This is a genomic window from Myxacorys sp. (assembly GCF_059501405.1).
This window is the reverse complement of the sequence record NZ_JCACCM010000190.1, coordinates 78904-89251: the sequence shown is the minus strand read 5'-3', so window position 1 is coordinate 89251 and position 10348 is coordinate 78904. Positions and strand designations below refer to the sequence as shown.

General features: G+C 48.9%; 9 protein-coding genes. 6 read left to right on the top strand and 3 right to left on the bottom strand.

The features are described 5' to 3' along the window. Positions 1-329, top strand: a 329-nt coding sequence (locus AC5I6P_RS26950; protein ID WP_495696855.1) for a Uma2 family endonuclease, incomplete at its 5' end; no start/stop codon positions are given. 3 nt (positions 330-332) lie between these two features. On the opposite strand, the gene dacB is transcribed toward AC5I6P_RS26950, so the two are convergent. Beyond that, positions 333-1679 carry a D-alanyl-D-alanine carboxypeptidase/D-alanyl-D-alanine endopeptidase gene (gene dacB, locus AC5I6P_RS26945; protein WP_495696854.1) on the bottom strand — a complete coding sequence of 449 codons (1347 nt, stop codon included), beginning with the start codon at positions 1677-1679 and terminating at the stop codon, positions 333-335. 31 nt (positions 1680-1710) lie between these two features. After that, positions 1711-2673 (bottom strand): quinolinate synthase NadA, encoded by a 963-nt coding sequence (gene nadA, locus AC5I6P_RS26940; RefSeq protein ID WP_495696853.1) that lies wholly within the window; start codon positions 2671-2673, stop codon positions 1711-1713. Positions 2674-2817: 144 nt separating this feature from the next. Here nadA and AC5I6P_RS26935 point away from each other — a divergent pair, with 144 nt between their 5' ends. Next, positions 2818-3627: a hypothetical protein gene (locus AC5I6P_RS26935; protein ID WP_495696852.1), complete on the top strand. Its 810-nt coding sequence runs from the start codon at positions 2818-2820 to the stop codon at positions 3625-3627. Between the two features lie 144 nt (positions 3628-3771). Then, the gene (gene ffh / locus AC5I6P_RS26930; protein WP_495696851.1) at positions 3772-5250 is read left to right on the top strand and encodes a signal recognition particle protein; all 1479 of its coding nucleotides are present in this window, start codon (positions 3772-3774) and stop codon (positions 5248-5250) included. A gap of 115 nt (positions 5251-5365) precedes the next feature. Here ffh and AC5I6P_RS26925 read toward each other — a convergent pair whose 3' ends face one another. Further along, positions 5366-6271: a slr1353 family protein gene (locus AC5I6P_RS26925; protein ID WP_495696850.1), complete on the bottom strand. Its 906-nt coding sequence runs from the start codon at positions 6269-6271 to the stop codon at positions 5366-5368. Between AC5I6P_RS26925 and AC5I6P_RS26920 the strand changes: the two genes are divergently transcribed. The 3 genes from AC5I6P_RS26920 (at position 6252) to AC5I6P_RS26910 (ending at position 10293) form a co-directional block, all read left to right on the top strand. Then, positions 6252-6488 carry a hypothetical protein gene (locus tag AC5I6P_RS26920; RefSeq protein WP_495696849.1) on the top strand — a complete coding sequence of 79 codons (237 nt, stop codon included), beginning with the start codon at positions 6252-6254 and terminating at the stop codon, positions 6486-6488. The genes AC5I6P_RS26925 and AC5I6P_RS26920 overlap by 20 nt on opposite strands. A gap of 74 nt (positions 6489-6562) precedes the next feature. Then, positions 6563-7237, top strand: a complete 675-nt coding sequence (gene phoU / locus AC5I6P_RS26915) for a phosphate signaling complex protein PhoU (protein WP_495696848.1) — start codon at positions 6563-6565, stop codon at positions 7235-7237. Positions 7238-7950: 713 nt separating this feature from the next. Further along, positions 7951-10293 (top strand): ribonuclease R family protein, encoded by a 2343-nt coding sequence (locus AC5I6P_RS26910; protein ID WP_495696847.1) that lies wholly within the window; start codon positions 7951-7953, stop codon positions 10291-10293. Positions 10294-10348: the final 55 nt, after the last annotated feature.

Sequence of the window (10348 nt, the reverse complement as noted above, 5' to 3'; positions counted from 1 at the left end):
ATTATCTCATCTCGTCACTGTTCTCTATTCTCCCTTATTTACCGACAAGTCTAGTGACTCAGTATGCAGAAGCCGCAGTGTTGCCCCGAAGCTTTCCGCTCATCGCAGAAATCGCTTCGCCAGATGACAGTGCAGAAGGGTTGTTTGCGAAAGCGATTGAATATCTAGAATCAGGTTGCCAAGAAGTATGGCTCGTATTTCCAGAGGCAAGAATTGTTCTGGTAAAAACAGCGGAGACGGCTTGGCAACTGTTTAATCCTGGGGATACGATCGCAACTCAAACAACACTTCAAGGGTTTAGTATTCCACTCGATGAATTACTAGCGTGAATGCTAACAGCTGCGCAGTCGTGTCAAAGCAACTACAGCTTCATCAACAGCACTACGAACTGTCGAGGCAGAATAGCCAGAATTAACAAGAATACTAAATACTAACGGCGAATAGCTGCGCGGTGTAACATAACCTGAAAGCGAAACAACACCAGAAATAGTTCCCGTTTTAGCAGCAACAATACCTTGAGCAGACGTATTGCGAAACCGATTCGAGAGCGTTCCGCTGACGCCTGCAACAGGCAGCGATCGCCGATAAATTTGGGCTTCTGGCAACAGCGCGATCGCCTGCAAAGCTTGCACAAATGCCTCAGAACTCGCTCGGTTACGACTGGCTAATCCTGACCCGTCTACCATGCTATACCGATTTGGATTCACTCCCATCTCAGTCAGAATAGATTTCACAGCAGCAACACCGCTCGCGTTGGTATTGAGACTGGTTGGATCTTGTAGCCGACCCAACGTTTTGAGCAGCGTTTCAGCGTAGACGTTGTTGCTCTCTTGATTCGTCTCAAAAATTAAGCTCGATAGCGGTGGCGAGGTGACAGACGCGAGTACTACTTCACCTGCTGGAGCAGGCGTGCGCTTCACGAGGGTCGAAGCTGTTACTTTAATGCCGGTTTTGGTCAACACGTTGCGGAATGCACCAACAAAATAGTTTCCAGCATTCGGAACTGCACCCGTGTAGATATTATTTTCATTCAACATCAGACTATTGATCGGAGCCGCATAACCCTGCCCACGATCTCCCTCGTTCCAGAATGGATTGAACGGTTCCCCCTGAAAAACCGTGTCGTCGCCAATTAAGAGATTAGTTTGACGAATGCCACGTTGACGCAACTGTTGAGCAAGCGAATTTAGTTGAGTGGTGCTAAGGCTCGGATCTCCTTGTCCGATCACTCTTAGTGTGGCTAACTCTGAACCTGAGCTGTTGCCGTAGACAGGCGTAGTGATGCGGTATCCAGCACCGAGTTTTTTAAGCGCAGCAGCAGTCGTAAAAATCTTGTTACTAGAAGCGGGGACTAACTGCGTAGCTGCATTTCGTTCATAGACATTGCGCCGGATGCCACGATCGCCCTGAGTTTGCACCAGCACACTCAACTTTGCGTTAGGAATGCGGGCAAGAGCGCGATTGACGGCTCCTCCTAACTGGGCTGGGCAAAGCGTACCCGCCGCCGCTTGGGCACGCACTGGACTAGGAACTATTAGACTCGTCGCGACGAGCGTGGAGATGAATGCAGGACGAAACAGACGGGTAGGGTTCATACGATCGCGCATCGCCTCTATCAAATACAACGCCTTTGACTGAAGACAGGCCAAATTTGTTGCAAATTTGATATTACGCGGCAAAGCAATTTTAGAACCCTAACATCCTCAGCATCTAGCGGCTCATCTCTAGCATTCGTTGCATCGGGCGAAGAGCCGCTAATCGAGTTGATTCGGGTAGCGTGATTTCTGGCGCTCGGTTTCTCATCGCTAGATACAGTTTCTCCAGCGTATTGAGCCGCATGTGAGGACATTCATTACAGGCACAGTTGTTCAACGGCGGTGCAGGAATAAACTGCTTGTCAGGCGCAGCTTTCTCCATCTGGTGAATAATGCCAGGTTCCGTCACCACAATGAATGACTGACTCGCGCTTTGCTGGCAATACTTCAGCAATGCAGTTGTAGAGCCGATATAGTCAGCATGCTGCAAGACACTCTCTTCACATTCTGGATGAGCAATTACCTCAGCGTTGGGATAGTGAATTTTAAGCTGCACCATCTTCTTCTCAGAGAAAGTTTCATGCACCATGCAGCTTCCTTGCCACAGCACCATGTCTCGTCCCGTTTGCTCCATGACGTATTTGCCAAGGTTGCGATCGGGCGCAAAAATAATCGGCTGATCTTCAGGAATTTGATTCACAATCTTCACGGCGTTAGCGCTGGTGCAAATAATGTCACTCATCGCTTTGATGTCGGCAGTGCAATTTATGTAAGAAATTACCAAATGATCAGGGTATTTTTCCTTGAATTTGGCAAACTCAGTTGGCGGACAACTGTCGGCAAGAGAACAGCCTGCCTCTAGATCGGGCAGCAGCACTAATTTGTTAGGATTGAGAATCTTGGCGGTTTCTGCCATGAAGTGGACGCCTGCAAACACAATGACATCTGCATCCGTCTGGGCAGCTTGTTGCGATAGCCCTAGAGAATCTCCCAGAAAATCAGCCACATCCTGAATGTCAGGATCTTGATAGTAGTGCGCCAGAATCACTGCGTTGAGATCGCGTTTCAGATCGGCGATCGCACCAAACAAATCGTTCGGCAGTGGAGGTTTGGACGGAGCAAAAGGTGCTGTAAACACAAGATTACCTGAGCGTTGGAATACCACTAATTATAGTTCAAATTACCAAAATTGAAAACCTGTATTTTATACATTCTTACCAACTTCAGTGGGTGATGAACATAGGGCACTCTATCGACGTAACAGTTTTACTGAATCTGAATCATGAAACTAAGTCGAGGACTTCAGAGCTTTTGGACCCTGTTGAGTAGCTACTGCATCTTCGCAATTGCGATCGGGCTGCTCAATCGCTGGTTAATGGGTGGAAGAGCAGGAGCCATAACTTTGCTGCTAACAGGTATAGGGCTATTTGCTTTACTTACCTACATTAAATTTATTCTAGTTAAAGGGTTGCCTAGAGAATGGAAGTACAAAACGCATTCACATCCAGACTTTATAAGTCTTGATCCCGATCATGAATGGCTACACCAACAGACAAGCATTTTAAAGTCTCTTGGATTTGAGAAGTTAGTAGATTTTGAGCTAGAAGGTACATCTAATCCAGGTTTAGCAAGATTATTGATTCACCCTCAACAGTATTGCTGGGCAGAAATCTCTCAGATCAAGGCTACTTCTGGAGAAATGCGTGGAGAAACGATTACCCAAACGGCTATTTCCAGCATTTTCGACAAGGAATGGACAATAAGCAGCGCTAACCGTGCACCCTTTTCTTTTGATGGCATTAGCTATATTTGGAGACATCCTCGAAAACTACGTATGTTTTTGCCAAATATTTCATTAACCGAGATGTTCGAGAATCATCTACGTTTCCGGCAAAGAATGCTGACTAGTTTAAGTATCACTCTATCTACAGATCTTTCCTGGAATGCTTACCAGGAGGCTCAACAGCACTACTTGGAGCACATGAAACGAAGCCTTCGGCGCAAACCGTTGCTCGTATCCATGATTGAAGCAACTCAATTTGAATTGAAGCCTAAATTTGAATGGCTCGGCGACTATGGAAAACTTTTGTAAAGAAATAGCCCTGATAGGTTGGGCTATCCTTACCTCGGCGTTTCGTTCCCAATGCTGCGAAACACGCTAATCTGGATTAAATGGACGGTTTGATGTACTGTTCCAAACTGTTTGAAACGCCACTCATCTGCAACAGTAACTCCTATGTTTGACGCTCTCGCTGATCGCTTAGAAAACGCCTGGAAAAAAGTTCGCGGTCAAGACAAAATCTCTGAATCTAATGTCAAAGACGCTCTGCGGGAAGTCCGACGAGCGCTGTTAGAAGCAGACGCCAACCTACAAGTTGTCAAAGAATTTGTCGCAGAAGTCGAACAAAAGGCACTGGGAGCAGAAGTCATTTCTGGCGTCCGCCCCGATCAGCAATTCATCGAAATCATTCATAACGAACTCGTTTCTGTCATGGGGGATGCCAATGTCCCCCTGGCTCATGCTGAAACTGCCCCGACGATCGTTCTCATGGCAGGCTTGCAGGGAACCGGTAAAACGACAGCCACCGCAAAGTTAGCCCTCCATCTTCGTAAAGAAGAACGCAGCGTCATGATGGTCGCAACGGATGTGTATCGTCCGGCCGCGATCGATCAGCTCATCACGCTCGGTAAGCAAATCAATATTCCTGTCTTTGAGATGGGCAAAGATGCTGATCCGGTCGAAATTGCTCGCCAAGGCGTAGAACACGCTAAGGCAGAAGGCGTTGATACGGTCATCATCGACACCGCAGGTCGCCTGCAAATCGACGAATCGATGATGGGAGAATTGAAGCGAATCAAGGACACGATCCAACCCCACGAAGTTCTGCTGGTCGTAGACGCGATGACCGGACAAGAAGCCGCCAACTTGACTCGCACCTTCCATGAGCAAATTGGGGTCACGGGTGCAATTCTCACCAAAATGGACGGTGATACTCGCGGGGGCGCAGCGCTCTCAGTCCGGCGGATTTCGGGTCAGCCGATCAAATTCATCGGCGTGGGTGAGAAGGTCGATGCCTTGCAGCCGTTCTACCCCGATCGCATGGCATCTCGCATTTTGGGCATGGGCGATGTGCTAACGCTGGTCGAGAAAGCCCGCGAAGAAATTGATTTAGCTGATGCTGAAAAGATGCAGGAGAAAATCCTGTCGGCGAAATTCGATTTCACAGATTTTATTAAACAAACCCGCTTGCTCAAAAATATGGGGTCGCTTGGCGGCGTTCTCAAGCTGATTCCAGGCATGGGCAAGATGGTCAACGAGGAACAGTTGCAAAAAGGGGAAGAGCAACTGAAAAAGGCAGAAGCGATGATCGGCTCAATGACCGTTGCTGAGCGTCGTGACCCAGATTTGCTGTCCAACTCTCCCTCCCGTCGTCGCCGCATTGCCAGAGGTTCTGGACATTCTGACAAAGAAGTTACTGAACTGATTAGTAACTTCCAGAAGATGCGATCGATGATGCAGCAAATGGGATCGGGTCAGATGGGCTTCCCTGGTATGGGTGGTTTCCCTGGTATGGGCGGCGGAATGCCAGGAATGGGCGGCGGCAACCCTTACGCACGTCAGCCCATGCCAGGACAACGAGGCTACGCTGGGGGTAATATGAACAAAAAGAAGAAAGCCAAAGACAAGAAGAAAAAAGGCTTTGGCACGCTATAGGTGAGAGATAAAAAGCAGATCGCCAATCTTCCAAAGGGGTTGGCGATCGCTGTAAAACGGAGGGTGATAGCCATTCTGTCTCTCTACCTAATGACTTTCATTCCCCATCCCTGTTCTAAAACGGCAACTGATTCAGCGATGGATGCCCCTTCGATGGCAGTGCCTTAAGGTAGTGCAAGAACTCTAGCAACTCATCTTCGGTCAGTTCAGCCCGAGTCTTCTTGCTGTACGTTTGCTGTAAGTAGGTGCTGCCCTGTTTTTTCGTCCAGCCGATGCGCTCGATCTCGGTGCCAATTTGCGCGATCGCATCCGACAAATCAATCGGCTCACTCGATAGATCGGGAAGCGTCTCTTTCATTGGCTCATCTGCATCCGTTTCTGCTTGCAGTGGCTTCTCAGAGTACTCGGGTTCACTCTGAGACTCACTGGAATAGTCATCCTCAACCGGCTCAGGGAGTGACTCAAACGAGTCAAAACCTGAGAACGAGAGTAAATCGCTTTCAGCAGAAACCTCTTCTTTTTCTTTCTTTCTCCGGCTACTCTTCTTGGCAGGTTCAACGACTTCAGGCGTCTCTTCAACCTCAGGAAGCATTGACTCAACCCTTGATTCAACGGAGGACAGAGCATCTGGAATGCCCTGCTCTTTGAGCGATTCTTTCATTAAAGGTTGACCCTGCACTTCAAAAGTAGGCGGCATTAGCGGCGTTCTACCGACTGCCGGAGAAATGCCCAAAACTGCCATTGCTCTAACTCTGGCCCGATCTTCCGCCTCTTCAACTCGGTCGGCGGCGGCCATCGCTGTCGCTAGGGTTGCCGTCCCAACCTGCACTAAAGCCCGGACTACAAATTGTCCATCGTGAATTTGGACTAGCTCAGACAGCAATGCCCCGGCGGGATAGTGTTTTCTCAACTGAGCAAAGAGACTATGGCTCTCTGATTGAAGCGCTGCGGTCAGGCTTGGCTCCGCTACTGTAAACGACAGTGAATGATCAGAAGAATACATGGCAGAAGAAGTCAGCATAGAGTTTGCGGCGATCATGTTCATTCTAAGCAGGAGTGAAGGGGCAGTGCAGATTTGTCGCGCCTTGAGCGACGGCATGAGCGATCTAATTTACTTAAAGTACAGAGAACTTGGCGATATGATGGAGACAACCGTAAAAAAACGGATTATCGCAGATTACGATCGCATTAAATTCAAAATCTTTAAAAAGTCTTGCTTGACACCAGCTTTTCTTTAGCTCAGTTGCTATAGTTAAGCCTCAATAAGATAGAACGCCGTAAGTCTTCATAAGTGTTTATGCAGTCTGAGTCAATGATTAATAAAAGCGTTTTTCCTGACGGTCAAGAACCAATGCGGATTCGTTTCGAGCGTCAGATCAAGCGTATCCAACGCGATGTGCTGCGGATGGGTGCATTAGTTGAAAATTCCTGTTTTCTGGCACGTCAGGCATTGTTTGACCACGACCTAGAAGCCGCTGGTAAGATTGCTCGACAGGATAAGCAAATTGACCGCCTCTACAAACAGATAGAACTCGATTGCGTCAACCTGATCGCGCTTCAGTCTCCGGTCGCTCAAGATCTGCGGTTGCTCAGTGCGTTGATGCAACTGGTGCGCGATCTCGAACGAATTGGCGACTACGCCAAAAATCTGGGCGATATCGCCATGCGGCTCTTTTCTTACCCCGTTTCTCCCTACATGGGGCAGATTAAGCAAATGTTCGATCGCAGCCAAGCCATGCTCGCGATCGGCTTAGCGTCGTTGTCAAATCTCGATGCTCAGTCCGGGCTGGATATGCGCGATCGCGACGATGCGATCGATTTAGACTACGATACGCTCTACGCCTTACTTGCTCAGCAGCAGGACGTTCCGGGCGTTGTCGAACCGATTATTCTGCAAGTCCTCGTGATCCGTCATCTAGAACGAATGGCAGACCACGCCACCAATATTGGTAAGCGCGTCGCCTACATCGTCACGGGTCAGCGTTGAGATTAGCGATTTCAACCTCAAGTATCCCTTGACAAAATTTGACAGTTGGGGGATCGATGCGGAAAGATAGAGAGGGAAGGAGCAGATGTTTTAATTAGTTGAACTCTGGATCTTTCAAGCTCAGTTTTCGAGGTTTGATACAGCCGTTTCTCAGATGCGGTGATATTCATCCAAGTTGTTGCAGGCTGCGGCTGGTTTTACGACTTAAATTCTGAAGCCGGAGTGTCAGGTTGGCAATCTTGAGCGAGAATGAGTGAGGCAATTCTTTAGCTTTGGAACTCAACCCTTTCGATTGAGCAACCTTAGTTTGAGTTGCTCCATGGCTGTATTATCCTTTGACAGGATGCTGGTTCTTCTAGCGCCGCGATTAGTGTCCATAGCACTAACTCCGCAAGATGCTTGGCGAGTGAAGACCCGTTGGCTGGTCTCTTTCGAGGGTCTATCTTGAGCAACGAAGAAACTTCGCAGCCACATCTTGAGCAGAACCCGGACTGCCAAAATCGGGAATTCGCAGACTAGATCTGATTTACACGAGGGTTACTGCCTCTCAAATTCAGACTGTAGACTCTAAGCGTTGATCGAAGGGTATCGGGTAGAGTTTTGGGTCATGGGTCGTTTGAGAAGTTAGGGACATCGAGTAAGGGAATGCCAATGAAGTCTGCGAACGTCTGAACCACCCAACAAGAACGACCATCACGAGGACAGATCGCTTCATGGAATTCTCGATCGCTGAACTACTGGCCAATTTCACAGATGACAAGTTGGTCGCACCCAAAGCCCTAGAGAAGAAGCTAGAGTGCCAAGATGAGACAAGCTTACAAAAACTCCAAATTGCCCTAGATGTGCTGGAGAAGGTCGGCATCTTGACCAAAGAGCGCGGAAAATATCGCCGACTGACCGAAGATGGCGTGGTAGAAGGGAAACTGCGCTGCTCTAGTAAAGGCTTTTGCTTTGCCATTCAAGATGTGGAAGGCTCGGAAGATATCTACATTCGAGAGAGCCAGTTAAATCACGCTTGGAACGGCGATCGCGTTTTGGTACGCGTCATCAAAGAAGGCAGCCGGCGGCGCAGCCCAGAAGGAGAAGTGCGACTGATTCTCGAACGGGCAAATCCCTCAGTCTTAGCTCGAATCAAGAAAACAGAGAGTGGTGACTTTCATGCCGTTCCGCTTGATGATCGGCTGTTGTTTGAATTAGACCTGAATGAGGATACCGATCTGAGCGATGCGATCGATAACCTGGTTCATGTCGAAGTTCAGCGCTACCCGATCGGGCAAAATCTTCCTCTAGGAAACATTGCCAAGCTGCTAGGCAGCGATGAGGAAGCGTCGGATGTCGATATCGTTTGCTGCAAGCACGACCTACCCCGCGACTTCTCAGAGGCTGTCCTAGGAGCCGCCAAAGCTCTGCCAAACAAAATCACGAAAGCTGAGATCAAAAAGCGCGTTGACCTGAGAGACGTTCCCACGATCACCATCAAAGCGAGTGATGCCGATAGCGCCGATGATGCGATCACGCTAGAAGAACTAGAGGATGGCAACTGGCGATTGGGCATTCATATTGCCGATGTTGCTCATTATGTTGAGGCGGGTTCTCCCTTAGACCGAGAAGCTCAGAGACGGGGCGTATCGGTTTACATGGGTGACTTGGTGTTACCCATGCTGCCTGAGCAGATTACCGATCAGCTTTGCTCGCTCCAGCCTGAAAAAGATCGATTGGCAATTTCAGTTCTCATCACCCTAGACGAACAGGGACAGGTGATTGAATTTGAAGTTCAGCCCACGGTCATTCAAGTGGATTACAGACTAAGCTATGCCCAATCAGAAGCAATTTTGGCCAATCAGCACACCGACGATGTGAGCGAGTTTGAATCCATTTTTGGGATGGTGGCACAACTCGATAAACTTAGCCATGCCATCAAAGACCAGCGTCGCCAGCGCGGTGCATTTGAACTGAATTTGCCAGAGAAGATCTTTGCTCGTCCTGACGGTTCAGAATCGCCTGAAGAAGCAGGCAAGTATACGTTTAGCAAGTTTCACTATGATGATGAGGGCATATTGGGGGCGGTTGTGGTTTCGTCAACCTTGCCAATTCACTCGATGATTGTGGAACTGATGCTGTTGGCCAACCAAACTGTTGCATCCCATCTCCAGGCACTGGGCGTTCCAGGCGTGTACCGAGTTCATCCCACACCCGATCCAGACGATGTGCAGGAACTCGTCAAGTTGGCGGTGAGCATGGGATTAGAACTGAGTTTAGAACAAGACGACGAAGTTCATGCTCAGGACTACCAGCGCTTTACAAAGAAATTTGCAGAGTCTGATTCTGAGCGAGTGTTAACCTACTTGTTGCTGTCAACGCTTAAACCTGCGTTCTACAGCACTCAGCCCAAAGCGCACTTCGGATTGGCGCTAGAGCAAGGCTATACGCACTTCACGTCTCCGGTGCGGCGCTACCCCGATCTGCTAGTGCATCGGGCGCTGCATGCTGTGTTTGAAGAAGGGCGCGATCGCAGGTCTACTCGTGTCAAGGAAAGCGTCGATTTGCGCCATAGTTCTTGTCACGGTCAAATCAACTGGAATGTGCTTCCTACTGACCTGCATCAAGAACTTGACACTCACTTCGCGGCTGTCGTGGTGCATCTTACCGAGCGGGAGAAACTTGCTCAGGATGCTGAAAATGATTTAGAAGGCTTGAAGAAAGCCGAATTGATGAAAGAGCGCACAGGCGAGATTTTTCACGGGTTGATTACAGGCGTTCAGTCTTACGGTTTGTTTGTTGAAATCGAAGAACTCTTAGTCGAAGGGTTGGTTCACGTCAGTTCGTTAAAGGACGACTGGTACGAGTTTCGATCGCGCCAGCAAACCCTGGTTGGGCGAAAGAACCGCAAGCAATATCGCTTGGGCGATCGCATTGAAGTTCAAGTGAAAAGCGTCGATTACTATCGTCAGCAAATCGATCTCATTGCGGTGGGTGGCGGCAGCGAAGCGACTGATGATTACTCAGAATCCGATGACGCTGGCTCTGACGAAGAGGAGTTTGATGAGGAACAATAGGTCAGGTAGCCGGACACGATTCCAGCACGACCCACTCCGAAACCTCTACCCCATA